Source organism: Paraburkholderia sp. JPY465, from assembly GCF_050436725.1.
GTDB lineage: Bacteria > Pseudomonadota > Gammaproteobacteria > Burkholderiales > Burkholderiaceae > Paraburkholderia > Paraburkholderia youngii.
On record NZ_JBNDMT010000003.1, the window covers coordinates 928,825 to 952,017 of the forward strand.

23 protein-coding genes are annotated in these 23,193 nt (G+C 64.1%); 15 read left to right on the plus strand and 8 right to left on the minus strand.

The window, feature by feature from the left end:
- Positions 1 to 29 precede the first annotated feature (29 nt).
- Positions 30 to 1,802: a dihydrolipoyl dehydrogenase gene (lpdA, locus tag QFZ94_RS18870; RefSeq protein ID WP_368586753.1), complete on the plus strand. Its 1,773-nt coding sequence runs from the start codon at positions 30 to 32 to the stop codon at positions 1,800 to 1,802.
- Positions 1,803 to 1,884: 82 nt separating this feature from the next.
- Positions 1,885 to 2,130 carry a hypothetical protein gene (locus QFZ94_RS18875; protein WP_368586754.1) on the plus strand — a complete coding sequence of 82 codons (246 nt, stop codon included), beginning with the start codon at positions 1,885 to 1,887 and terminating at the stop codon, positions 2,128 to 2,130.
- Here the strand turns inward: QFZ94_RS18875 and QFZ94_RS18880 are convergent.
- A complete protein-coding gene (locus tag QFZ94_RS18880; RefSeq protein WP_013089827.1) occupies positions 2,127 to 2,702 on the minus strand; it encodes a phasin family protein in 576 nt (191 codons plus the stop codon). The two genes, QFZ94_RS18875 and QFZ94_RS18880, sit on opposite strands and share 4 nt — an antisense overlap.
- Positions 2,703 to 3,482: 780 nt before the next feature.
- Between QFZ94_RS18880 and pbpG the strand changes: the two genes are divergently transcribed.
- On the plus strand, positions 3,483 to 4,697 hold the full coding sequence (pbpG, locus tag QFZ94_RS18885) for a D-alanyl-D-alanine endopeptidase (protein WP_429458758.1): 1,215 nt from the start codon (positions 3,483 to 3,485) through the stop codon (positions 4,695 to 4,697).
- A gap of 130 nt (positions 4,698 to 4,827) precedes the next feature.
- Here the strand turns inward: pbpG and QFZ94_RS18890 are convergent, their stop codons facing one another.
- Entirely contained in the window at positions 4,828 to 5,652 is an 825-nt protein-coding gene (locus QFZ94_RS18890) for an IclR family transcriptional regulator (protein ID WP_176126472.1), read from the minus strand.
- A 180-nt stretch (positions 5,653 to 5,832) separates the two neighbouring features.
- Between QFZ94_RS18890 and QFZ94_RS18895 the strand changes: the two genes are divergently transcribed.
- Positions 5,833 to 6,555, plus strand: coding sequence for a (Fe-S)-binding protein (locus QFZ94_RS18895; protein ID WP_429458760.1), 723 nt, complete (start codon positions 5,833 to 5,835; stop codon positions 6,553 to 6,555).
- A gap of 111 nt (positions 6,556 to 6,666) precedes the next feature.
- Entirely contained in the window at positions 6,667 to 8,082 is a 1,416-nt protein-coding gene (locus tag QFZ94_RS18900) for a lactate utilization protein B (RefSeq protein WP_429458762.1), read from the plus strand.
- Between the two features lie 90 nt (positions 8,083 to 8,172).
- On the opposite strand, the gene QFZ94_RS18905 is transcribed toward QFZ94_RS18900, so the two are convergent.
- Positions 8,173 to 8,679 (minus strand): hypothetical protein, encoded by a 507-nt coding sequence (locus QFZ94_RS18905; protein ID WP_368586758.1) that lies wholly within the window; start codon positions 8,677 to 8,679, stop codon positions 8,173 to 8,175.
- Positions 8,680 to 8,954: 275 nt separating this feature from the next.
- On the opposite strand from QFZ94_RS18905, the gene QFZ94_RS18910 reads away from it, so the two are divergent.
- From QFZ94_RS18910 to iscX, 10 genes are all read left to right on the plus strand, one after another.
- Positions 8,955 to 9,194 carry a hypothetical protein gene (locus tag QFZ94_RS18910; RefSeq protein WP_368586759.1) on the plus strand — a complete coding sequence of 80 codons (240 nt, stop codon included), beginning with the start codon at positions 8,955 to 8,957 and terminating at the stop codon, positions 9,192 to 9,194.
- 154 nt (positions 9,195 to 9,348) lie between these two features.
- A complete protein-coding gene (locus QFZ94_RS18915) occupies positions 9,349 to 9,846 on the plus strand; it encodes a low molecular weight protein-tyrosine-phosphatase (RefSeq protein WP_368586760.1) in 498 nt (165 codons plus the stop codon).
- Between the two features lie 197 nt (positions 9,847 to 10,043).
- Complete coding sequence (gene iscR, locus QFZ94_RS18920) at positions 10,044 to 10,574, plus strand: Fe-S cluster assembly transcriptional regulator IscR (protein WP_429458765.1); 531 nt, start codon at positions 10,044 to 10,046, stop codon at positions 10,572 to 10,574.
- An 84-nt stretch (positions 10,575 to 10,658) separates the two neighbouring features.
- On the plus strand, positions 10,659 to 11,882 hold the full coding sequence (locus tag QFZ94_RS18925; protein WP_368586761.1) for an IscS subfamily cysteine desulfurase: 1,224 nt from the start codon (positions 10,659 to 10,661) through the stop codon (positions 11,880 to 11,882).
- A 72-nt stretch (positions 11,883 to 11,954) separates the two neighbouring features.
- On the plus strand, positions 11,955 to 12,368 hold the full coding sequence (gene iscU, locus QFZ94_RS18930) for a Fe-S cluster assembly scaffold IscU (protein WP_013089817.1): 414 nt from the start codon (positions 11,955 to 11,957) through the stop codon (positions 12,366 to 12,368).
- Positions 12,369 to 12,447: 79 nt separating this feature from the next.
- Positions 12,448 to 12,771 carry an iron-sulfur cluster assembly protein IscA gene (iscA, locus tag QFZ94_RS18935; RefSeq protein ID WP_129959361.1) on the plus strand — a complete coding sequence of 108 codons (324 nt, stop codon included), beginning with the start codon at positions 12,448 to 12,450 and terminating at the stop codon, positions 12,769 to 12,771.
- A gap of 138 nt (positions 12,772 to 12,909) precedes the next feature.
- Positions 12,910 to 13,437, plus strand: coding sequence for a Fe-S protein assembly co-chaperone HscB (hscB, locus tag QFZ94_RS18940; RefSeq protein WP_368586762.1), 528 nt, complete (start codon positions 12,910 to 12,912; stop codon positions 13,435 to 13,437).
- 177 nt (positions 13,438 to 13,614) lie between these two features.
- The gene (gene hscA / locus QFZ94_RS18945; protein ID WP_429458768.1) at positions 13,615 to 15,486 is read left to right on the plus strand and encodes a Fe-S protein assembly chaperone HscA; all 1,872 of its coding nucleotides are present in this window, start codon (positions 13,615 to 13,617) and stop codon (positions 15,484 to 15,486) included.
- Positions 15,487 to 15,632: 146 nt separating this feature from the next.
- A complete protein-coding gene (gene fdx, locus QFZ94_RS18950; protein WP_013089813.1) occupies positions 15,633 to 15,974 on the plus strand; it encodes an ISC system 2Fe-2S type ferredoxin in 342 nt (113 codons plus the stop codon).
- Positions 15,975 to 15,989: 15 nt separating this feature from the next.
- On the plus strand, positions 15,990 to 16,187 hold the full coding sequence (gene iscX / locus QFZ94_RS18955; protein WP_008922031.1) for a Fe-S cluster assembly protein IscX: 198 nt from the start codon (positions 15,990 to 15,992) through the stop codon (positions 16,185 to 16,187).
- Positions 16,188 to 16,299: 112 nt separating this feature from the next.
- Here iscX and QFZ94_RS18960 read toward each other — a convergent pair whose 3' ends face one another.
- The 5 genes from QFZ94_RS18960 to QFZ94_RS18980 form a co-directional block, all read right to left on the minus strand.
- Entirely contained in the window at positions 16,300 to 17,049 is a 750-nt protein-coding gene (locus QFZ94_RS18960) for a glycine zipper 2TM domain-containing protein (protein ID WP_429458770.1), read from the minus strand.
- A gap of 348 nt (positions 17,050 to 17,397) precedes the next feature.
- Positions 17,398 to 18,924 carry a lysine--tRNA ligase gene (gene lysS, locus QFZ94_RS18965; RefSeq protein ID WP_368586046.1) on the minus strand — a complete coding sequence of 509 codons (1,527 nt, stop codon included), beginning with the start codon at positions 18,922 to 18,924 and terminating at the stop codon, positions 17,398 to 17,400.
- A gap of 138 nt (positions 18,925 to 19,062) precedes the next feature.
- Positions 19,063 to 20,167 (minus strand): peptide chain release factor 2 gene (gene prfB, locus QFZ94_RS18970; protein ID WP_013089810.1). Its coding sequence is split into 2 segments (ribosomal slippage): positions 19,063 to 20,085 and positions 20,087 to 20,167, totalling 1,104 coding nucleotides; the frame shifts between segments, so codons are not numbered across the junction.
- A 110-nt stretch (positions 20,168 to 20,277) separates the two neighbouring features.
- Positions 20,278 to 21,984 carry a single-stranded-DNA-specific exonuclease RecJ gene (gene recJ, locus QFZ94_RS18975; protein WP_429458772.1) on the minus strand — a complete coding sequence of 569 codons (1,707 nt, stop codon included), beginning with the start codon at positions 21,982 to 21,984 and terminating at the stop codon, positions 20,278 to 20,280.
- A gap of 16 nt (positions 21,985 to 22,000) precedes the next feature.
- Positions 22,001 to 23,125: a regulator gene (locus QFZ94_RS18980; protein WP_368586048.1), complete on the minus strand. Its 1,125-nt coding sequence runs from the start codon at positions 23,123 to 23,125 to the stop codon at positions 22,001 to 22,003.
- Positions 23,126 to 23,193 lie beyond the last annotated feature (68 nt).

The window sequence follows — 23,193 nt, forward strand, 5'->3', positions numbered from 1 at the left end:
ATCATCGATCAATAAGAGAAGGGGACACCATGAGTCTCGTCGAAGTAAAAGTGCCGGACATCGGTGACTTCAAGGACGTCGACGTCATCGAAGTCAACATCAAGCCGGGTGACGTCATCGAGCAGGAGCAGTCGCTGCTGACGCTCGAATCCGACAAGGCGTCGATGGAAGTGCCGAGCGATACCGCCGGCACCGTCAAGGAAGTGCGCATCAAGCCGGGCGACAAGGTTTCGCAGGGCACGGTGATCGCTCTCGTAGAGGCAGCGGCGGGCGGCGCGGCTGCGGCCGCGCCCGCGGCGAAGGAACCGGAAAAGGCGGCGCCCGCACCGGCGCCTGCCGCGCCGAAGGCCGCCGCACCGGCGCCGCAGGCCGGCAGCTATGCGGGCAGCGCGGACATCGAGTGCGACATGCTCGTGCTCGGTTCGGGCCCCGGCGGCTATTCCGCCGCGTTCCGCTCCGCCGATCTCGGTATGAAGACCGTGCTGGTCGAGCGTTATCCGACGCTCGGCGGCGTGTGTCTGAACGTCGGCTGTATCCCGTCGAAGGCGCTGCTGCACACCGCGCTCGTCATCGACGAAGCGGCAGATCTCGCGTCGCACGGCATCACGTTCGGCAAGCCGCAGATCGACCTCGACAAGCTGCGCGATTTCAAATCCGGCGTGGTCAAGAAGCTGACCGGCGGTCTCGCGGGCATGGCCAAGATGCGCAAAGTCGAAGTGGTGACGGGCACCGGCGCGTTCGTCGATCCGAACCACATGGAAGTGCAGACCGAGGGCGGCAAGAAGGTCGTCAAGTTCAAGCAGGCGATCATCGCGGCGGGCTCGGAAGCGGTGAAGCTGCCGTTCATTCCGGAAGACCCGCGGGTCGTCGATTCGACCGGCGCGCTCGAACTGCGCCAGATTCCGCAGCGCATGCTCGTGATCGGCGGCGGCATCATCGGTCTCGAAATGGCGACCGTGTACTCGACGCTCGGCGCGCAGATCGACGTCGTCGAAATGCTCGAAGGCCTGATGACCGGCGCGGACCGCGATCTGGTCAAGGTCTGGGAGAAGTACAACAGCAAGCGTTTCGCGAACGTGATGCTGAAGACCAAGACCGTCGCGGCCGAAGCGAAGGACGACGGTATTTACGTGTCGTTCGAGGGCGAGAAGGCGCCGGCCGAGCCGCAACGCTATGACCTCGTGCTGGTGGCCGTGGGCCGCTCGCCGAACGGCAAGCGGATCGGCGCGGAAAAGGCCGGGGTCGCGGTGACCGATCGCGGCTTCATCGAAGTCGACAAGCAGCAGCGCACGAACGTGCCGCACATCTTCGCGATCGGCGATATCGTCGGTCAGCCGATGCTCGCGCACAAGGCCGTGCACGAAGGCCACGTGGCGGCGGAAGCCGCGCATGGCGAGAAGGCGTATTTCGACGCGATGCAGATTCCGTCGGTGGCTTACACCGATCCGGAAGTGGCATGGGCCGGCAAGACGGAAGACCAGCTGAAAGCCGAAGGCATCAAGTTCGGCAAGGCGGTGTTTCCGTGGGCCGCGTCGGGCCGCGCGATCGCCAACGGCCGCGACGAAGGCTTCACGAAGCTGCTGTTCGATGAGGAGACGCATCGCGTGATCGGCGGCGGTATCGTCGGTCTGAACGCGGGCGACCTGATCAGCGAGGTCTGTCTCGCGATCGAGATGGGCGCGGACGCCACGGATATCGGCAAGACGATCCATCCGCATCCGACGCTCGGCGAATCGATCGGCATGGCGGCCGAGTTGTATGAAGGCGTCTGTACCGATCTGCCGCCCGTCAAGAAGAAGTAAGGCGGTGCGCCGGGCCTGCATCGCGACATGCGGGCCCGGCGAAGCGGGTCAGGCTGTGGCGCAAAGAAAAACGGCGCGCTCCATGTCGGAGCGCGCCGTTTCTGTTTTCCTGGCGCCCGGTAGGCGGGCAAAAAAATCCCGGCTTGGCGGCCGGGCAAACGATACGTCATTGCAACGTATCGGAGCGTTCGGCCCATCAAACCGTATAAGCGGCAACGGCACGACGCTGTTGCTTGCGATAACGCCGGCGCAGCGCGAAGGCTGGGCCGGCGTGAAAGACGACGACGCCAGGTATTTAAAGCCTGGCGTGTTGATGCGTGAAGCTTAGACTGCCTTCTTGGCGGCAGCGCGCGATGCTTGTGCAGCGGCTTGCGAAGCTGCCTTCGAAGCAGCCGTTGCAGCTGCATTGAAGTTGCTTTCGGCGATTTCGACAGCCTGGCGGGTTGCCTTGTGGACCGTTTCGTACGTGGTGTTGGCCGCGGTGATAGCCGACTTCATCACGGCGACAGCGGTTTCCGAACCAGCCGGTGCGTTCTTGGCGACGTTTTCGACGAGCGCCTGAACCTTGCGGTTTTGCTCTTCGAATTGTGCTTCCGCGACGCGGGTGAATTCACCTTGCGTTGCCGAAACGATTTCGTACACGTGGCGGCCATACGACAGCGCCTTTTCAGCGACCGGCTGTGCAAGGCTTGCTTGCAGTGCCAGCAGTTCCTGCGCGTCCTTCACGGACAGCGCGCGTTGGGCATTTTCCTGGCTTTCGGCGAGCGTGGACTTCACAACTTGCAGGTTCAGCTCAACCAGCTTTTCGACGCCTTCAAATGCTTTGGTCGTCAGGCCGAACAGGGTTTCGAAGTTGGCTTTCTGGGCTGCGGCGAATTGCTCAGGGGTCAGCAGAGTCATGGTTTACGCTCCTGGATCGCGGCCGGTCTGTGCGGACCGCATTGGGTGGGTGGCAAGACGCCGATTGATCGTCCGCCAGGACTGCGATGTATTGTGCATCGCAGCAATGGTTCCCATTTTAGGATGGTCACAAAGAATGTCAAGCGTTTTTTGTGCGTCGCACAATGTTAAGAAAGCGCCGATAAAACAACAGGTTATACAGTAGGCATGTCATTAATATGACGCGGAACGATTGGGTCCTTGCACCTTGCTGGTGCGAGATAAACGACCCGCTCAACAGGCAGTCAGGAGGTTATTTTCCCTGTCAAAACCTTTTTGCGGGCCCGGCACGCGTAGCATCGCAGCGCTTCGTCCCTGAAAAACCAATCATCATCGATTCGATGTAAACCACCCGATGACAAGGAACGTTAAAGAACGAAGGCAGTCGAACGCGCGTTAGCGACTTTCGTTAGACACTTAAAAGTCTGTCGCACGCTCGCAACGCCCGCATGGCGCGGCGCAGTAGTGTGCGCCGGCGCTCTGACAGTATTTCCCCGGATCAAGGTTGTCTCAAAATTGCCGTTATCCTGCAAGGATCTGCTCGGTTGGGCTGGGCGGCAGCAATGGCGAGGCTTGCTGGCGACGATCGTTTTTTTCGATCGAGGCGCGGCACTTATTTGTGTTTTCGCGATCGGAGCTGACAAGCCGGTTTAAGGACCGCGTATAAGTGCTTCAAATTGCTAATTTTTCGTTGCTTTACTACACTTGCGGAAACCTCTCGCCGCTCCCTATCGAACACCCATGAAAACCGACATGTTTTCGTCGCTAAAGGCGCTCCACGGCGCGGCGCGCAGCACCGCTCTGTCGGTGGCCGTCTCGCTGGCCGTCACAGCGGCGTTCGCTGCGCCTGTCAGCACTTTTGCGGCTACGTCTGCTGCATCCGCAAAAACTTCCAAACACGCAAAAGCCGCCAAAAAGCCGGCGCAAGCGGCCGCCACTGAAAAAGTGTCGAGCCGTGCGGCGAAAGCCGGCAAGGCTGAGGCAGCGAAAGCCGGCAAGGGCGAGGCCGTGAAAGCCGCTGCCGCCGACGAAGATGCGCCGCGCGCCAACGTCAAACGCAAGCGTGTGACGTTCGCGGCAAACGGCCGACACCATTCGGTGATGCGACGCGTCGCTTTCGAGCCGCGCCAACCGAGCGTCGGCCAGGCGTTTGGTTTGCACGAGACACCGGACGCGCTGATGCTGCGCTCGAGCGTCGCCTACGTAGTCGACCAGAACAGCGGCGAGACGCTGTTCGACAAGAACTCGCGTGCCGTGGTGCCGATCGCGTCGATCAGCAAGCTGATGACCGCGATGGTGGTGCTCGATTCGAAAGAGCCGATGACCGACCAGATCGAAGTCACCGACGAAGACCGCGACTACGAGAAGAACACCGGTTCGCGTTTGGCGGTGGGCTCGGTGCTATCGCGAGAAGACATGCTGCACATCGCGCTGATGGCGTCGGAAAACCGCGCGGCGGCGGCGTTGTCGCGCTACTACCCGGGCGGCCGCCCGGCGTTCCTGGCGGCGATGAACGCGAAGGCCAGGCAACTCGGCATGAACGACACGCACTTCGAGAACCCGACCGGTCTGACGAGCATGAACGTGTCGAGCGCGCGCGATCTGGTGAAGATGGTCAACGCGGCGTATCAGTACCCGTTGATCCGCAAGTTCTCGACCGATCACAGCTACGAGGTGTACACCGGCAAGCGCACGCTCGCGTATAACAGCACGAACGCGCTGGTGCGCAACCCGACGTGGGACATCGGTCTGCAGAAGACCGGCTTCATCAACGAAGCGGGCGAGTGTCTCGTGATGCAGGCGACCATCCACGGCCGGCCGATGATCCTGGTGCTGCTCGATTCGTCGGGCAAGTACTCGCGTTTCGCGGACGCGACGCGTCTGCGTACATGGCTCGACAACGGCGGCGACCAGGCGCGTATCACGAGCGCGGATGCCGGCGGTCCCGGTACCTGAAGCCGGAACGATTTGCCGGCTGCGGTTATCGCAAAGAAAAAGCCTCGCGGATGCGAGGCTTTTTTCATTGGCGTCGAAGAGAGCGAGCGCAAGGGTGCAACTGCGGCCAAACGGCCGCTGCGCGTGCGGCCTACGAATGCTGGCCGTGTGAACTGTGCGAGCCGTGCGAATGATCCTGCTGCGCCTGCGGCCGGTACCCTAGCGACTCCGAAATCATCAACGCGGTCTGGCTCAACTGCCCGAGCCACGAATCCTGCAAGCGATCGGCCGGCGCCGACAGCGACAGCCCCGCGACCAGCTTGCCCGTATCGTCGTAAATGCCGGCGGCGATGCAGCGCACGCCCAACTCCAGTTCCTCGTTGTCGCGCGCGCAGGCCTGCTGGCGCACGTGCGACAACTCGCGCTCGAGTTTCGCGAGATCGGTGATGCTGTTCTGCGTGTGGCCCGACAGACCGGTGCGGGTTGCATAGGCCCGCACGCGGGTGGCTTCGTCGGCGGCGAGAAACAGCTTGCCGACCGAAGTCAGATGGAGCGGCGCGCGCCCGCCGATCGCCCGCACCACCTGCATGCCAGAGCGCTCCGAATACGCGCGTTCGATATACACGATTTCGTCGCCCTGACGCACCGACAGGTTCACGGTCTGCCCGGTCTGACGGTGCAGCTCGCGCATCGGCGTAAGCGCCGCGTCGCGCACGGACAGGCGCGCCTTGACGAGATTGCCGAGTTCGAGCAGGCGCATGCCGAGACGGTAGGTGCCGGGGTCCGAACGGTCGACCAGCCGGCACATCACCATATCGTTCAGGATGCGGTGCGCGGTGGAGGGGTGCAACTCCGTGCGGAGGGCCAGTTCTTTCAGGCTGACCGGGTCGCTATGTGCCGCCAGTGCGTCGAGCAGGCGCATCATGCGTTCGATCACCTGGATCGAGGTTTTGGGATCCGGGTTCGTATCGCTCATATGAGAATCGGTGGATGCATCAAACAGCGAAAACTGATTGTATCTCGTATTGTGAAAAAAGCGAACGCGCTTCGAGGCGCGCTTCCAATCCGACGGTGCGTGCTTCCTATGCCTTCCGGCCGTTGGTATTGCACCGGCAAACAGCGGATAATCAGGGACGTTTCCCCGAAAGGAGGGCTCATGCGAGTCGGATTGTTCGTCACGTGCCTGATCGACCTGATGCGTCCCGAGATCGGTTTTTCGGTCATCAAGCTGATCGAAGGCGCCGGTTTCGAGGTCGTGGTGCCGCCTGCGCAAACCTGTTGCGGGCAACCCGCCTACAACTCGGGAGACCGCCGGCTCGCGCGCGAACTCGCCGAGAAAACGCTGCGCGAGTTCGAACAGTTCGACTACCTGGTGGTGCCGTCGGGCTCGTGCGGCGGCATGATCCGCGCGCACTACGGTGACCTGTTCCGCGACGATCCCGAACTGATGAACCGTTTCGGCCGCCTGCGCGGCAAGGTGTTCGAACTGACGGACTTCCTCGTCAATGTCGCAAAGGTGCAGCTGCAACCGGGCGAGTTCCCAGGACAGGTGACTTATCACGACTCATGTTCGGGCTTGCGGGAACTGGGCGTCAAGGCGCAGCCGCGCGAACTTCTCGCGCAGGTCGGCGTGTCGGTCACCGAGATGAAGGACTGCGAACATTGCTGCGGCTTCGGCGGCACGTTCGCGGTCAAGTACGGCGATATCTCGACCGCGATCGTCGACGAAAAGTGCGCCAACATCGCGGCGAGCGGCGCCGGTACGGTCGTGCTCGGCGACCTCGGCTGCATGTTGAATATCGAAGGGCGGCTGCGCCGTCAGGGCGACTCCACGACGCGCGTGCTGCACATCGCGCAGGTGCTGGCCGGCGACGTGTAAGCCCCGCGCGGCGAACCCGGCCATTGGTCGCGTCGCGTGTCTCTCGTCTTTCACGCATTGCGTCGCGCGCGGATACGCCGCGCGTTTCAATCCGATTTCATCAGGGCCGCCATGCAAGTCCAATCGATGCAGTTCAAGGCTCGCGCCGGTCAGAAACTCGCCGACCAGCGCCTGCAGCAGAACCTGACCAAGCTGTCCACGAAGTTCGTGTCGGCGCGCGCGAGCGCGATCACCGCGATCGACTTTCCGGCGACCCGCGCGGCGCTCAAGGAGCGTCGCAATCGCGCGCTCGAGAATCTCGACGTGTGGCTCGAAACCTTCGAGCGCGAGGCGACTAGGCGCGGCGTGACGGTGCTGTTCGCCGAGACCACGCAGGAGGCCGCACGGCTCGTCGGCGACATCGCCCGCAGGCACGACGTGAAGAAGGTGATCAAGACGAAGTCGATGGTCACCGAGGAAATGCGCCTGAACGAAGTGCTCGGGCAGATGGGCGTGCAGTCGATCGAAACAGATCTGGGCGAATACATCCTGCAGATCAACGACAACGAGCCGCCGAGCCACATCATCGCGCCGGTGGTTCACAAGGATAAGGACGAGATCGCCGATCTGTTCGCGAAGACCCACGGTCGGCCGCGGCTCACCGAGATTCCCGACATGACGCGCGAGGCGCGCGAGATGCTGCGGCCGCACTTTCTGAGCGCGGACATGGGCGTGACGGGCGGCAATTTCGTCATCGCGGAAACGGGCTCGGTGGTGGTCGTGACCAACGAGGGCAACGAGGGCATGTGCACGGTGATGCCGCGCGTGCACGTCGCTGTCACCGGCATCGAAAAGGTTCTGCCGACGCTCGAGGATCTCGCGACCGCGATGCGCCTGCTGCCGCGCTCGGCAACCGGGCAGGCCACCTCGAACTATTTTTCGGTGCTGACCGGGCCGCGAGGCGCGGGAGATCAGGACGGGCCCGAGCATATGTACGTGGTGCTCGTCGACGGTGGCCGAACTGGGCTGATCGGCGGAGACTTTCAGGAGATGCTCCGCTGCATCCGCTGCGGCGCGTGCATGAATCATTGCCCGGTGTATCAGAAGGTCGGCGGCCATGCGTATGGGTGGGTGTATCCGGGGCCGATGGGCTCGGTGCTGACGCCGAGCTATGTCGGCATCGACAAGGCGCTCGATTTGCCGCAAGCAGCAACGTTGTGCGGCGAATGCAATAGCGTGTGCCCGGTCGGTATCCCGTTGTCCGATCTGTTGCGCAAGCTGCGCGAAAAGCAGATGGAGCGCCACCTGCGGCCTTGGAAGGAGCGCGCCGGGTTGGCGCTGTGGGGTTGGCTCGCGCTGCATCCCGATGCCTATGCGCTCTTCACGAAACTCGCCGTGCGGGTGCTGGAGCGCCTGGGTGGGCGCAATCGGTCGATTGCAAAGCTGCCGCTGGGGGGCGCGGGCTGGACCGATACGCGCGACATGCCAGCGCCGGTGGGTCGTACGTTCCGGGAGTTGTATGCCGCGCAGCGCAGCCATCTTGGCTGAGCCGGCGGCAGCGGGAGTGGTTTGACGGCTGCGAGCTCACGCTGCCATCACCGTGGGCGCGGGCGAGACTAGCTCAGCGCCGGACGGTCCTCAATGTTCCGTCGGTTGCCCCGGGTGACGGGCAGGCGGATTTCGCGCCCAGTCGTTGCCCCGACCGCCGTTGCCTGCTTGCGGCTGTGGCTGCGGCTGGGACGGCGGCGGGCCACCTGCGCCGGGGCGCGGGCCGCCATTGGCGCCGCTGGGGCCGTGCGGACCGCCCGCTGCGCCCTGCGGCGGTGGCCCGCCGTGCGGCTGTCCAGGACCGCCACCATTGTTGCCCCGATCGTCGCCGTGATTGCCGTGGTGCCAGTCGTTGTCGCCTGGATGACCGCGAAAGCCCGGGCCCGGCGGCGGGCCGTAGTAGCGTCCTGGTCCGTAATCGCTGTAGCCGAGGTACACATTGGTTTGCGGCACGACCGCGGCGCCCGGCGCGTAACCGTCATAGCCGCTATAGGCGCCGTAGCCGTTGCCATACATCGGCGTGCCGTCCGGATAGACCGCGCAGCCGCCGACCAGCGCGGCGGCCACGAGACCAGCGAGAGGTGCAATGCGTTTCATTTTGTAGGACCAGTTGCAAGTGCAAAGAAATGTCGATGTAAGAATAAGACCATCATTATCGCTTTCCGTCGCGCCGGTTTTGTATGAGTTTGTAAGCTCTTCTTTTTCGTGCCAGCGGTGCCCAGTCGTTCCTCGCAGCGCTCTCAATTGACTGTTCCATTTCGAGCAACGATCTATCCCGCGCGCGCGGGTTTTTCCTGATTGTGAATTCCTATAGGATTTCGGCTGGGCATAGTGCGCCAAAAGCTCATGCGCCCCTAATTGGAAAACACATCATGAAAAAGACAATAGCGGTGTACTGGCCTCTTGCCATCGTTGTATCGCTCGCGGTGCTCGCGTATCAGCACGTCAACGGCCATACCTCTTCGCGCGCTTCGCAGATGCCGCTCGACGCCAACCATCTGACCGCCGAACTCGCACGCGCCGTGTCGTACGGCATGATCGACACCGCGTCGGCACTGCCGGCCAAACCGTTGCCTGCCGCCGCGGCGACCCCGTTGGCCGAGGCATCGTAAGCAGGACGGCGAACTGTGGCGGTACGAAGCCCGCTGCGCGTGCGCGGCTGTACCACACCCGGCGCGAATCCGTCGAGGTTTGTATAATCGCGGCGCAGTCCGCTGACTGGCTGACGACCTCACGCGCGGCGCCTGGAGCGTCGAAGAATCCCTGATGAAAACTGTGTCCATCTGTTTCGTTTGCCTCGGGAATATCTGCCGTTCACCGACGGCGGAGGGCGTGATGCGTCATCTGGTCGACGAGGCGAAGCTCGCGGACCGCATTCTGATCGATTCGGCCGGCACTGGCGATTGGCACATCGGCGCGCCGCCCGACGAACGCGCGCAACACGCGGCGCGCCAGCGCGGCTATACGCTCGACGCGCTGCGCGGCCGCCAGATCACGGTCGCGGACTTCGAGCGCTTCGATCTGCTGATTGCCATGGACGACCGCAACGTCGCCGCGTTGCGTCAGATCTGCCCGCCCGCTCAGCGCGACAAGATCCGTCTGCTGATGGAGTTCGTGCCGGAGTCGGATGGGCGCTGGAGCGGCGCGCGAGAGGTCGTCGACCCGTATTTCGGTGGCGCGGAAGGCTTCGAGTTGGTGCTCGATCAGTGCGAAGCAGCTTGCCGCGGGCTGATCGCCGCGCTGCGCCCGCAATTGCTCGCGTAGGTATCGGGGCGAACAACCCGGGTGATGCACGCGTGCGGACAAACGCGGACATGCCGCGAACGTCACGCGTGCGGCCTGGCGCCGAAGTAGGGCAATCAATTAAGCAGCTGACACAAAATTTACCGCCCATACTTGACTAAATCGGTCATGTATTTATACTTGACCAAACTTGTCGAGAATTGCGGTTCCCACATCATATGAGACTCACCACGAAAGGCCGTTTCGCCGTCACGGCGATGATCGACCTGGCGTTGCGCCAGGGGCAGGGCCCGGTGACGCTTGCGGGCATCAGCCAGCGCCAACACATCTCCCTGTCGTATCTCGAGCAGCTGTTTGGCAAGCTGCGCCGTCATGAAATCGTCGAGTCCGTGCGCGGACCCGGCGGTGGCTACAATCTCGCGCGCCGTGCCGAAGAGGTGACGGTGGCCGACATCATCATCGCGGTCGACGAGCCGCTCGACGCCACCCAGTGCGGCGGCAAGGGCACGTGCGAAGGGACCAAGCAGCACGATGGCCACTGCATGACGCACGAGCTGTGGTCGACGCTGAACCAGAAAATGGTCGAATACCTCGATTCGGTCTCGCTGAAGGATCTGGTCGACCAGCAGCGTTCGCGCGAAGGCGCGCCGGCGGTGCTGCGCGACAGGCGCAGCGACGCGCCGGCGGTCGAACCCGTCCGCGTGGCGCCCAAGGGTCCCAATTCCGTTTTCAACATGGCCGGATCGTGAAGCGCGGCGCGCAATAGGAAATCTTCCGCCGCAGCCCCATATCGAATCCAGAAGCCAGAGCACATGACGTCCCCGGAGCAATTGATGAACAACGACTCTCTCCATCTGCCCATCTACATGGACTACAGCGCCACGACGCCGATCGATCCGCGTGTGGTGGACAAGATGATTCCGTATCTGCGCGAGCAGTTCGGCAACCCCGCGTCGCGAAGCCACTCTTATGGCTGGACGGCCGAGCGCGCGGTCGAGGAAGCGCGCGAGCAAGTCGCCGCACTCGTGAATGCCGATCCGCGCGAAATCATCTGGACCTCGGGTGCGACGGAGTCGGACAACCTCGCTCTGAAAGGTGCCGCGCACTTCTACAAGAGCAAGGGCAAGCACATCGTCACGGTGAAGACCGAGCACAAGGCCGTGCTCGACACGACCCGGGAGCTCGAGCGCGAAGGCTTCGAAGTTACGTATCTCGATGTCAAGGACGACGGTCTGATCGACCTCGACGCATTCAAGGCGGCGCTGCGCCCGGACACGATTCTGGTGTCGGTAATGTCGGTCAACAACGAGATCGGCGTGATCCAGGACATCGAGGCGATCGGCGAGATCACGCGAGAAAAGGGCATCATTTTCCACGTCGACGCGGCGCAGGCCACCGGCAAGATCCAGATCGATCTGCAGAAGCTGAAGGTCGACCTGATGTCGTTCTCGGCGCACAAGACCTACGGCCCGAAGGGCATCGGCGCGCTGTACGTGCGTCGCAAGCCGCGTATCCGTATCGAGGCGCAGATGCACGGCGGCGGCCACGAGCGCGGTATGCGTTCGGGCACGCTCGCCACGCACCAGATCGTCGGCATGGGCGAAGCGTTCCGTATCGCGCGTGAAGAGATGGCGACCGAAAACGAGCGCATCCGCATGCTGCGTGACCGTTTGCTCAAAGGCTTGTCGGAAATCGAGGAAGTGTATGTGAACGGCGACATGGAAAAGCGTGTGCCGCACAATCTGAACATCAGCTTCAATTTCGTCGAAGGCGAATCGCTGATCATGGCGGTGAAGGACGTCGCGGTGTCGTCGGGCTCGGCGTGCACGTCGGCGTCGCTGGAGCCGTCGTACGTGCTGCGCGCACTTGGCCGCAACGACGAACTGGCGCACAGCTCGATCCGCTTCACGGTGGGACGCTTCACGACCGAGCAGGAAATCGACTACGTGATCAACCTGCTGAAGACGAAGATTTCCAAGCTGCGCGATTTGTCGCCGCTGTGGGAAATGCACAAGGACGGCATCGATCTGTCGACCATCCAGTGGGCCGCGCACTAACGCGCCCGCGGAACGAAATCGACGTCGAACGTTCATCGGATTGCAGGTTGAAACGAATCAAGGAGTGTAATCATGGCTTATAGCGACAAGGTCCTCGACCACTACGAAAACCCGCGCAACGTCGGTTCCTTCGCCAAGGACGACGATACGGTCGGTACCGGCATGGTCGGCGCGCCGGCCTGCGGCGACGTGATGAAGCTGCAGATCCGCGTTGGTGCGGACGGCATTATCGAAGACGCGAAGTTCAAGACCTACGGCTGCGGCTCGGCCATCGCGTCGAGCTCGCTCGTCACCGAATGGGTGAAGGGCAAGACGCTCGACCAGGCCATGTCGATCAAGAACACGCAGATCGCCGAAGAACTGGCACTGCCGCCGGTGAAGATCCATTGCTCGATTCTCGCGGAAGACGCGATCAAGGCAGCGGTCGCCGACTACAAGCAGCGCCACGGCGAAGCGGCGGTTGCCGAAGACGGCAAGGCCGCCTGAGCGGCAACAAGGTAAGAACGAAGCAACCGGTGAGCGGGGCGCGAATACGCGCCGCGCACTCCGGCAACTGAGAAACGTTATGGCAATTACGTTGACCGAAAAGGCAGCACAGCACGTCCAGAAGTATCTGACCCGTCGTGGTAAAGGCATCGGGTTGCGCGTCGGCGTGCGCACCACCGGTTGCTCGGGCCTCGCCTACAAGCTCGAGTACGTGGACGAACTCGCGCCGGAAGATCAGGTGTTCGAGACAGGCGGCGTGAAGGTCGTCGTCGACCCGAAGAGTCTCGCGTATATCGACGGCACGGAGCTCGACTTCGCGCGCGAAGGGCTGAACGAAGGCTTCAAGTTCAACAACCCGAACGTGAAAGACGAATGCGGCTGCGGCGAGTCGTTCCGCGTCTAGATTCGTTACTTTCCGCGTGCGGCGGATCAAAGGCGGCGCGGGCCGCCTTTTTAGTTTGATCCGCGCCCACGTGAAGCGCACACGCCTGACACGGCCCAACGTTTCCCCACCAGGTTTTCATCAACGGACTTTAATCCGATGGCATCGCTGAACGACAGCCACTTCGATCTGTTTGGTCTGCCGGCGCAATTCGCGCTCGACGCGAGCACGCTCGATCATGCGTACCGCACCGTGCAGGCGCAGGTGCATCCGGATCGCTTCGCGGCGGCCGGCGATGCGCAAAAGCGCATCGCGATGCAATGGGCGACGCGCGCGAACGAGGCGTATCAGACGCTGCGCGATCCGCTCAAGCGCGCGACCTATCTGCTGTCGCTGCGCGGCATCAACGTCGGCGCGGAGAACAACACGGCGATGGAGCCCGCGTTCCTGATGCAGCAAATGGAGTGGCGCGAGAACATCGAGGATGCGGCAGCGGCGAAGAACGTCGACGCGCTCGACGCGCTGCTCACGGAGTTGCGCGACGAGGAACGCCAGCGCTTGGACAAGCTCGGCGCATCGCTCGACAGCGGTGCGAACCAGGCGGCGGCCGAGGCGGTGCGGCAGATGATGTTCATCGAGCGCGTCGCGTCGGAAATCGACGCGCAGATCGAGCGGCTCGAAGGCTAGCGCGGTTTCGTGCGACGCGGGCAAAGAGCGCGGCGCAGGCAAGCAGCACCACGCCGAAGCAGCACCAGCAGGCAGCGATGTAGCAAGCGACAAACAAAAACCCGGCCGCGAGCCGTGGCATCACCCCCAGCAACGCGAACATTCAGGACGGGGCACAACGTCCCCGAGAAGATCCAGATGGCCTTATTGCAAATCTCCGAACCCGGCATGGCGCCGGCGCCTCACCAGCGGCGTCTGGCGGTCGGTATCGATCTCGGCACCACCAACTCCCTCGTCGCCGCCGTGCGCAGCGGCGTGCCCGATGTGCTGCCCGACGAAGACGGGCACGTGCTGCTGCCGTCGGTGGTGCGCTACCTGGAACAGGGCGGCCGTCGCATCGGCCGCCGGGCGAAGGCCGAGGCCGCCAGCGACCCGCGCAATACGATCGTGTCGGTCAAGCGCTTCATGGGCCGCGGCAAGGCCGAGGTGGAAGGCGCCGAAAACGCGCCGTACGACTTCATCGACGCACCCGGCATGGTGCAGATCCGCACCGTCGACGGCGTGAAGAGCCCGGTGGAAGTATCGGCTGAAATTCTCGCGACGCTGCGCCAGCGCGCCGAAGACACGCTCGGCGACGAACTGGTCGGCGCGGTGATCACGGTGCCCGCTTACTTCGACGAAGCGCAGCGCCAGGCGACGAAAGACGCTGCGCGCCTCGCGGGGCTGAACGTGCTGCGGCTGCTGAACGAACCGACCGCGGCCGCGATCGCCTACGGTCTCGACAACGGCGCCGAAGGTCTGTACGCGGTCTACGACCTCGGCGGCGGTACCTTCGACCTGTCGATCCTGAAGCTCACCAAGGGCGTGTTCGAAGTGCTGGCGGCGGGCGGCGATTCCGCGCTCGGCGGCGACGACTTCGATCATGCGCTGTACCGCCATGTGCTCGAACAGGCCGGCATCGCTCCGCAGACGCTCGCACCGCACGACGTGCGCCTGCTGCTCGATAGCGTGCGCGAGGCCAAGGAGGCGTTGTCGAGCGCGCCGAAGGCTGACCTCAAGCTCACGCTTGCCAACGGCACCGCGCTCGATCTGACGATCGACGAAGCCACCTTCGAGACCATCACGGCCGAGCTGGTGCAACGCACGCTGGGTCCGACGAAGAAGGCGCTGCGCGACGCGAAGGTCACCACGAAGGACATCAAGGGCGTCGTGCTGGTCGGCGGCGCGACGCGCATGCCGGTGATCCGCCGCGCGGTCGAGGCGTTCTTCGGCCAGCCGCCGCTCGTCAATCTCGATCCGGATCAGGTCGTCGCGCTCGGCGCGGCAATCCAGGCCGATCTGCTCGCTGGCAACCGCGGCGCGGAAGGCGACGAGTGGCTGCTGCTCGACGTGATTCCGCTGTCACTTGGCGTCGAGACGATGGGCGGTCTCACCGAGAAGATCATTCCGCGCAACTCGACGATTCCGGTCGCGCGCGCGCAGGATTTCACGACCTTCAAGGACGGCCAGACCGCGATGGCGATTCACGTCGTGCAAGGCGAGCGCGAGCTCGTCAGCGATTGCCGGTCGCTCGCGCGCTTCGAGCTGCGCGGCATTCCGCCGATGGCCGCGGGCGCCGCGCGCATTCGCGTGACCTATCAGGTCGACGCCGACGGCCTGCTGTCCGTGTTCGCGCGCGAACTCGCGTCGGGCGTGGAGGCGTCGGTCGTCGTGAAGCCTTCGTATGGCCTTGCCGACGACGACATCGCGCGCATGCTGGAAGACAGCTTTTCGACCGCTGAAGTCGATATGCGCGCGCGCGCTCTGCGCGAGGCGCAGGTCGAAGCGCAGCGTCTCGTCGAAGCGACCGACGCGGCGCTCGCCGCCGACGCCGAACTGCTCGACGACAGCGAACGCGCCGAACTCGACACGCTGCTCGCCGCGCTGCGCAATGTCGCGTCGGGCGAAGACGTCGGCGCGATCGAAGCCGCGACGAAGGCGCTCGCCGAAGGCACCGACGAGTTCGCCGCGCGCCGCATGAACAAGGGGATTCGCCGCGCGCTGTCGGGGCGCAAGCTCGACGAGATCTGAACGGGCGAACGAACTGCGAACGTCGCACCAATCACCGGAGCGCGCCGCGTGGACTTAAAAAGTCCGCGCGGCGCCAGTAAAATGGTACGGAGCCTGCACGCGGCATTGCTGGCAGCCGCTGTGCCTCAGACCCAAACGGAAACTGTATGCCTCAAATCGTTGTGCTGCCTCACGTCGAACTGTGCCCGGAAGGCGCGGTGATCGACGCCGTTCCTGGCAAGAGCATCTGCGACAACCTGCTCGATAACGGTATCGAAATCGAGCATGCGTGCGAGAAGTCGTGCGCATGCACGACCTGTCACGTGATCGTGCGTGAGGGTTTCGCCGCCTTGACGCCGTCCGAGGAAGACGAGGACGATCTGTTGGACAAGGCATGGGGGCTCGAACCGGCTTCGCGCCTGTCGTGCCAGGCGATCATGCCGGACGAGCAGGATCTGGTCGTCGAAATTCCGCGTTACTCGATCAATCACGCGAAGGAAAACCACTAACAGGAGGGCGCCGCCATGAAGTGGACCGATACGCAAGAAATCGCGATGGCTCTGACCGATAAGCATCAGGATGTCGATCCGCAGCAGGTGCGTTTCACCGACCTGCATCGCTGGGTGATGGAGCTCGAAGGCTTCGACGACGATCCGAACCGCTCCAGCGAAAAGATTCTCGAAGCGATTCAGGCGGCGTGGATCGAAGACGCGGATTATTGAACGCGCGTTCGAACCGATTCATCGAACTACAAAGAAAAGGCGATTCCGATGGAATCGCCTTTTTTCTTGGCTGCGTTGACGAGAGTGGAGCGCGTGAGTGAGGCAGCCGATATCAGTCGGCGACGAGGCCGCCGTTCTGCACGCGCACGCGCTCGCCGTCGTGAAACGGCGGCGCCTCGTGATAGGTGAAGTAGCGCGTCCTGCCGTCTTCCATGTGCACGCGCACCGAATACGACGTCGTGCTGCGCAGATGCTTTTCGACCGAGTTGCCGGCGAGCCCGCCACCGAGCGCGCCGAGCAGCGTCATCGCGGTACGCCCGCCGCCGGCCCCGAACTGGTTGCCGACGACGCCACCGGCCACCGCGCCGCCGACCGCGCCAATACCGGTGCCATGTCCTTCATGCCGAACCGCCGAGATCGCGACGACGGTACCGCAAGTCGAGCAATGAGCGGCTTGCGGCGCCGGCTGCTGCGCGTACTGGGGCGCTGCTTGCGGCCCGGGTTGTTGCGCGTACTGCGACTGCGGTGCGGCCTGCGCCTGTTGCTGCTGCGCGTATTGCTGTTGCTGCGCCGGAGCGGGGAGCGCGGCTGGAGCGGGCTGCGCCGCTTGCTGAGCCTGCCCCTGCTGCTGTTGCGCGGTTGGATTGACCGGTGCGGCCGAATCGACGACGCCCGGCACTTGCGTGCTGACCTGCGCTGCCTGTGTCTGATCGTTTTGTGCGCCGTTGCCCGACGCCTTTGGGAACACGCCGGTGATTGCCGCGGTGGCGACGAGACTCGCGACGAGCACCGCGCCGGCGGCGACGGCGATCAACGGATGAAGACGACGTGGCTGCGTGGGTTGATGAGTAGGGGTGTCCATGTGGGGCCTCCGTTTCTGACAGAGCCGACTCCTTGTGAGATTCAGTGTCGGGCAATTCGATCCGGGCAGCGTTTCTATTTGTAACCGCCTCGATGGCGGGCTTGGCCGAAGGCCGGTGGCCTCTACGCGGCGCGCCTTTGTGTCAGCAAGCTTTTCAGGCCCTTGCGACCACGGCGACTTGCGCGCACTGGAGCAGCTTTTACCGCCGGTTACAAAACGTCCATTAGCAGAAATCGGTCCCGCCAAGCGAAAACGCGCGCACAAAGAAAACGCCCGGTATCGACCGGGCGTTCGTCAAAACCATCACATTGCACGCGAAACGCAGCGACTACTCGCGCTCAGCGTCGCTCAATCTTCGCGACGCAGATGCGGGAACAGAATCACGTCGCGGATGCTCGGGCTATCGGTCAGCATCATCACCAGACGGTCGATGCCGATACCGCAGCCGCCCGCCGGCGGCATGCCGTATTCGAGCGCACGGATGTAGTCCGCGTCGTAGAACATCGCTTCCTCGTCGCCGGCGTCCTTCTGGTCGACCTGCTTCTTGAAGCGCGCGGCCTGATCTTCCGGATCGTTCAACTCGGAGAAGCCGTTGGCGATTTCGCGGCCGGTGATGAATAGCTCGAAGCGCTCGGTGATGCCTTCCACCTTGTCCGACGCACGCGCGAGCGGCGACACCTCGATCGGATAGTCGATGATGTAGGTCGGCTCCCACAGTTGCGACTCGGCGGTCTCCTCGAACAGCGCCAGTTGCAGCGAGCCAATGCCCGCGTTCAGGAACTGCGGCTGCGAGGCATCGACGCCGAACTTCTTCAGTTCGGCGCGCAGGAACGTGCTGTCGGTGAGCTGCTCGTTCGTGTATTGCGGCGCGTATTTCTGGATCGCCTGCGTGATCGTGAGGCGATGGAACGGCTTCGACAGATCGAGCTCACGGCCCTGATAGGTGATGGTGGCCGTGCCGAGCGCATCGATCGCGGCCTGGCGAATCAGCTGCTCGGTGAAGTCCATCAGCCACTTGTAATCGGTGTAGGCCGCGTAGAACTCGATCATCGTGAATTCCGGGTTGTGGCGCACGGACACGCCCTCGTTGCGGAAATTACGATTGATCTCGAACACGCGCTCGAAGCCGCCCACCACCAGACGCTTCAGATACAGCTCCGGCGCGATGCGCAGGAACATCTGCATGTCGAGCGCGTTGTGGTGCGTCGAGAACGGCTTGGCCGCCGCGCCGCCCGGAATCGGGTGCAGCATCGGCGTTTCGACTTCCATGAAGTTCGCGTCGGCCATGTACTTGCGGATCGACGAAATTGCCTTCGTACGCGCGACGAACGTGCGGCGCGTTTCCGGCGTGACGATCAGATCGACGTAGCGCTGGCGGTACTTCATTTCCTGGTCGGCGAGACCGTGGAATTTATCCGGCAGCGGACGCAGCGACTTCGACAGCAGACGCAACTCCGTGCAGCGCACCGACAGCTCGCCCTTGTTGGTGCGGAACAGCACGCCGCGCGCGGCGACGATGTCGCCCATGTCCCACTTCTTGAACGCGTCGTAGGTTTCCTGACCGACGTCGGCCGGCGTGATGAAGAACTGGATCTGACCCGAGCCGTCGCGCACGGTCGCGAAGCTTGCTTTGCCCATCACGCGTTTGAGCATCATGCGGCCGGCGATCGCGACTTCGAGCGGATTCGCTTCGAGTGCTTCCTTGTCGGCGTGCTCGTACTGCGACTGCAGATCTTCGGCGTGGTGCGTGGGACGGAAATCGTTCGGATAGGCGACGCCTTGCTCGCGCAGCTCGCGCAGCTTTTCGCGGCGCTCGGCGATGATCTTGTTGTCGTCCACTTCGGGCACGACAGTCGGCTGGGTCGGTTCAGTCATGATGATTTGGTATTCGGTGGCCCGCCGCGGCGTGCGCCGCGAAGCGGGAAGCCAGTCAGTGTAAAAGCCTCAGGCGGTACTGGAAAACGAGGCAAGCGCGGTCCCGATCGTTGGACGTGGCCGCGCCGCCGTGCGCGCTTAGACGCCTTGTTTCAGGCTCGCGCTGATGAACGGATCGAGATCGCCGTCGAGCACGCTCTTCGTGTTGCTGATTTCGACGTTGGTGCGCAGATCCTTGATGCGGCTGTTGTCGAGCACGTACGAGCGGATCTGATGGCCCCAACCCACATCGGTCTTGCCCGCTTCGAGCTTGTCCTGCTCGGCCTGACGCTTGCGGATTTCCGCTTCGTACAGGCGCGATTTCAGCATCGCCATCGCTTCGGCGCGGTTGCGGTGCTGCGAGCGGTCGTTCTGGCACTGCACGACGATGCCCGACGGCATGTGCGTGATACGCACCGCCGAGTCGGTCTTGTTGATGTGCTGACCGCCCGCGCCCGAAGCACGGTAGGTGTCGATGCGCAGATCGGCCGGGTTGATTTCGACTTCGATCGAGTCGTCGATTTCCGGGTACACGAATACCGACGAGAACGACGTATGCCGGCCGCCCGACGAGTCGAACGGCGACTTGCGCACGAGGCGGTGCACGCCGGTTTCGGTACGCAGGAAGCCGTATGCGTATTCGCCTTCGATTTTGATCGTCGCGTTCTTGATGCCGGCGACGTCGCCTTCGGTCTGCTCGAGCACTTCGGTCTTGAAGCCCTTGCGTTCGCAGTAGCGCAGATACTGGCGCAGCAGCATCGACGCCCAGTCGCACGCTTCGGTGCCGCCGGCGCCGGCCTGGATGTCGAGAAAGGCGTTGTTGGGGTCGGCCGGGTTCGCGAACATCCGGCGGAATTCCATGTCGGCGACGCGCGCTTCGATGGCCTGTGCATCGGCTTCGCAGGCGAGCAGCGTTTCGTCGTCGGCTTCTTCGCGCGCCATGTCGAACAGGTCTTGCGCGTCGTTCACGTCGTTGGTGATCGACGTGAGCTTGCCGACCGTGTCGTCGAGCAGCTTTTTTTCTTTACCGAGTGCCTGGGCGTGCTTCGCATCGTTCCAGACGTCCGGGTCTTCGAGTTCCCGGTTGACTTCGATTAGACGCAGTGCTTTGTCGTCGTAGTCAAAGATACCCCCGTAGGTCGTCCGCGCGCTTGCGCAGGTCGGCCAGAGAGGCTTCGATCGCGTTGAGACGTTCCGCTTCCATGTCGATCTTTTATAGCTTCGTAAAAAGGAGAAATTATAGCCGATCGGCACGCCGCGCCGGAGCCCCGCGGGCGATCCGGCGCGTGTTCGCGATTGATTTTGCGGAAGATTTCAGCTCACCGCGTGCTCGACGATCAGTTGCACGCGCGACACGCCGTTCCACGTGTCGCTCGATAGCCGGTAGGCGACGGTGGTGCGCGCGGGCAGCGTATCGGTGTGATTGAACCAGATCGCGTTGAAGCGCTGGCGGCCGCGCAGCAGTTGCAGCTTCAGGTGCTTGTCTTTCACGAGCGCCTGCGAGGCGACCTCGAATTCGCCGGAGAACACCGGCGCCGGAAAGCCCTGGCCCCACACGGCCGCGTCGAGCATCTCGACGAATTGCGGCGTGAAGTACGCATCTTCGAGCTCGCCGTCGGTTTCGACGGTGCGCGCGAGCGACTCCGCGGACAGCCATTCGCGGCCGACCGCCTCGAACGCGGCCGTGAAGCGCGGCACGTCGGCGGCGGCGATCGTCAGGCCCGCGGCCATCGCATGGCCGCCGAATTTAACGATCAGGTCCGGTTCGCGCTTCGAGATCAGATCGAGCGCGTCGCGCAGATGGAAGCCCGGGATCGAGCGGCCCGAGCCCTTGACGAGCACGCCGGTATCGTCGGCGGGCGCGAACGTGAACGACGGGCGGTGGAATTTTTCCTTCAGCCGTCCCGCGACGATGCCGATCACGCCTTGATGCCAGCCCGGATTGAACAGCGTGATGGTGGTCGCGCCGTCTGGGTCGACCGTCGACAGGTCGTCGAGCGCCTGCTGCTGCATGCCGGCCTCGATTTCGCGGCGCTCGCGGTTCATCGTGTCGAGCTGCTGCGCGAGCTCCCACGCGCGGCCGACGTCGTCGGTGGTCAGGCATTCGATACCGAGCGACATGTCCGACAGCCGTCCCGCAGCGTTCAGGCGCGGTCCGAGCGCGAAGCCGAGATCGAAGCCGGACGCGTTGCGCGCATCGCGCGCGGCGGCGCGAAAGAGGGCGGCGATGCCCGGCTGCATGCGACCCTTGCGGATGCGCTGCAGACCTTGCGCGACCAGCACGCGGTTGTTGCCGTCGAGCTTGACGACGTCGGCGACGGTGCCGAGCGCGACCAGATCGAGCAGACCGTCGAGGCGCGGCTCGGGCAGCGCGTCGCCGAACGCGCCGCGGCGGCGCAGTTCGGCACGCAGCGCGAGCAGCACGTAGAACATCACGCCGACGCCGGCCAGGCACTTGCTCGGGAACGTGCAGCCCGGCTGGTTCGGATTGACGATCGCGCGCGCGGCGGGCAATTCGTCGCCGGGCAAATGGTGGTCGGTGACCAGCACGTCGATGCCGAGCGCGTTCGCGGCGGCAACGCCGTCGACGCTCGCGATGCCGTTGTCGACGGTGATCAGCAGATCGGGCTTGCCGGCCGCGCTGCGCGCCGCCAGCTCGACGATGTCCGGCGTGAGTCCGTAGCCGTGCTCCATGCGGTTCGGCACCAGATAGTCGATGCGCGCGCCGAACATGCGCAGTCCGCGCACCGCGACCGCGCAGGCGGTTGCGCCGTCGCAGTCGTAGTCGGCGACGACCAGCATGCGGCGCTGCTGCTGGAGCGCGTCGGCGAGCAGCGCGGCGGCCGCGTCGCAGCCCTTCAGGTCGGCGGGCGGCACGAGCCGCGCGAGGCCGGTCTTGACCTCTTCGGGCAGGCACACGCCGCGCGATGCGTACAGGCGCGCGAGCACCGGATGCATGCCGCAGCGGGTCAGCACGTCGGCGTCGACAGGGGAGCAGGGGCGCGTAACGATTCGGGTCATGCGGAAGGGCCGTGGATCATTCGATGAAAAGCGAGGCCAGCACGCGCCGCCGCCAGAATTTGCGCAGGTCGCCGCGCGTGACGCTCAACGTCACCGAGCCGGTGTCGCCGCACAGCGTGAGGCCGAGCTCGGCGAGTTCGCCCGCCTGTAGCGCCGCGAGAGCCGGCTCGAACCAGTCGCTCTCCAGCGCGGCGAATGCCTGGTTCCAGCGCGCCCAGTCCTGTTCGATGTAGGGCGCGGAGAAGGGATCGAGTTCGACGAGTGTCGCGCCGCTGCCGCTGCCGTCGGTTGCACCGCGCAGCGCCGCCGGCAGTTCGCGGTACGACGCCGGCGGCGCGCCTGGCGCGATCCCCGCGCTGAGCGCGAGGCCGCGCGTCGCGGCGGCGTCGGACAGCACCCGCGCGAACGGACTGCGCACCGGCCGCGCGGCGCCTTGCGCGTGAAACCAGATCGAGTTGACGGCCGGCAGCCCGCGTGCCTCGCGCGCTTCGTTGACCGGATGCTCGAACCATGCCATCTGCACTTCGTTCTGCAGCTTCATCCATGCGCGCGAGCGCTCGCCGGAATGCGCTTCGTGCGGCAGCCAGATCTCGATGTTGCGGCCGCTCGCGCGCAACGGCGACGCGCCCGCGAGCGTGCCGAACGCGTCGCTCGACAGATACCAGCGGGTCGGCTTCGGCGCTTCGACGCGCACGCCGAGTTCCTCGATCAGCGGACGCGCGAGCGCGAGCAGCGTGGCCGCTTCTTCATCCGATAGATCGAGCGAGGCGGGATCGATCAGCACCAGGTGGTCGTGCGCGATGTGCACGTGCACCGGCTGCACGCACGCCCACGTCGCGCTGCCGGGTTCGCCGCCGTCGGCGCGCAGCATGTAGGGCGCGAGCGGGGCTTCGTCGGCGGCGGCCGAGGCGCCCGCTGCGCCATCAGGCAGCGCGCCGAATTGTCGCGCGACCCAGCGCTCGTGCGGCAGCGTGCGCTGAAAATCCTCGCCGATCACGCGTTCGATCAGCGTCGCGCGCGCGATCAGCGTGTCGAGGGCGGGACTATGGATGTCGTGAAGCGCGGTGGAGGCGTCGGCCGCGGCGGGCAGCGCGAAAGGCAGCAGAAGATGGAGGCGGTCGGCAGGCATGATGCTGCGCATTGTAGGGCAAACGGTGCGAGTATTTCGACCAAGCACGGCTGGTTTATCGATCGCGTACCGAGGCATGA

Excerpts from the sequence above, each read along its gene's own strand:
- QFZ94_RS18880 (WP_013089827.1), bottom strand. The coding sequence starts at position 2,702 with ATGACTCTGCTGACCCCTGAGCAATTCGCCGCAGCCCAGAAAGCCAAC.
- QFZ94_RS18895 (WP_429458760.1), top strand. The coding sequence starts at position 5,833 with ATGCGAGTCGGATTGTTCGTCACGTGCCTGATCGACCTGATGCGTCCC.
- QFZ94_RS18905 (WP_368586758.1), bottom strand. The coding sequence starts at position 8,679 with ATGAAACGCATTGCACCTCTCGCTGGTCTCGTGGCCGCCGCGCTGGTC.
- QFZ94_RS18915 (WP_368586760.1), top strand. The coding sequence starts at position 9,349 with ATGAAAACTGTGTCCATCTGTTTCGTTTGCCTCGGGAATATCTGCCGT.
- fdx (WP_013089813.1), top strand. The coding sequence starts at position 15,633 with ATGCCTCAAATCGTTGTGCTGCCTCACGTCGAACTGTGCCCGGAAGGC.
- hscA (WP_429458768.1), top strand. The coding sequence starts at position 13,615 with ATGGCCTTATTGCAAATCTCCGAACCCGGCATGGCGCCGGCGCCTCAC.
- iscX (WP_008922031.1), top strand. The coding sequence starts at position 15,990 with ATGAAGTGGACCGATACGCAAGAAATCGCGATGGCTCTGACCGATAAG.
- recJ (WP_429458772.1), bottom strand. The coding sequence starts at position 21,984 with ATGACCCGAATCGTTACGCGCCCCTGCTCCCCTGTCGACGCCGACGTG.
- pbpG (WP_429458758.1), top strand. The coding sequence starts at position 3,483 with ATGAAAACCGACATGTTTTCGTCGCTAAAGGCGCTCCACGGCGCGGCG.
- QFZ94_RS18980 (WP_368586048.1), bottom strand. The coding sequence starts at position 23,125 with ATGCGCAGCATCATGCCTGCCGACCGCCTCCATCTTCTGCTGCCTTTC.
- iscA (WP_129959361.1), top strand. The coding sequence starts at position 12,448 with ATGGCAATTACGTTGACCGAAAAGGCAGCACAGCACGTCCAGAAGTAT.
- QFZ94_RS18875 (WP_368586754.1), top strand. The coding sequence starts at position 1,885 with ATGTCGGAGCGCGCCGTTTCTGTTTTCCTGGCGCCCGGTAGGCGGGCA.
- QFZ94_RS18900 (WP_429458762.1), top strand. The coding sequence starts at position 6,667 with ATGCAAGTCCAATCGATGCAGTTCAAGGCTCGCGCCGGTCAGAAACTC.
- QFZ94_RS18960 (WP_429458770.1), bottom strand. The coding sequence starts at position 17,049 with ATGGACACCCCTACTCATCAACCCACGCAGCCACGTCGTCTTCATCCG.
- lysS (WP_368586046.1), bottom strand. The coding sequence starts at position 18,924 with ATGACTGAACCGACCCAGCCGACTGTCGTGCCCGAAGTGGACGACAAC.
- hscB (WP_368586762.1), top strand. The coding sequence starts at position 12,910 with ATGGCATCGCTGAACGACAGCCACTTCGATCTGTTTGGTCTGCCGGCG.
- QFZ94_RS18910 (WP_368586759.1), top strand. The coding sequence starts at position 8,955 with ATGAAAAAGACAATAGCGGTGTACTGGCCTCTTGCCATCGTTGTATCG.
- QFZ94_RS18890 (WP_176126472.1), bottom strand. The coding sequence starts at position 5,652 with ATGAGCGATACGAACCCGGATCCCAAAACCTCGATCCAGGTGATCGAA.
- iscR (WP_429458765.1), top strand. The coding sequence starts at position 10,044 with ATGAGACTCACCACGAAAGGCCGTTTCGCCGTCACGGCGATGATCGAC.
- QFZ94_RS18925 (WP_368586761.1), top strand. The coding sequence starts at position 10,659 with ATGAACAACGACTCTCTCCATCTGCCCATCTACATGGACTACAGCGCC.
- iscU (WP_013089817.1), top strand. The coding sequence starts at position 11,955 with ATGGCTTATAGCGACAAGGTCCTCGACCACTACGAAAACCCGCGCAAC.
- lpdA (WP_368586753.1), top strand. The coding sequence starts at position 30 with ATGAGTCTCGTCGAAGTAAAAGTGCCGGACATCGGTGACTTCAAGGAC.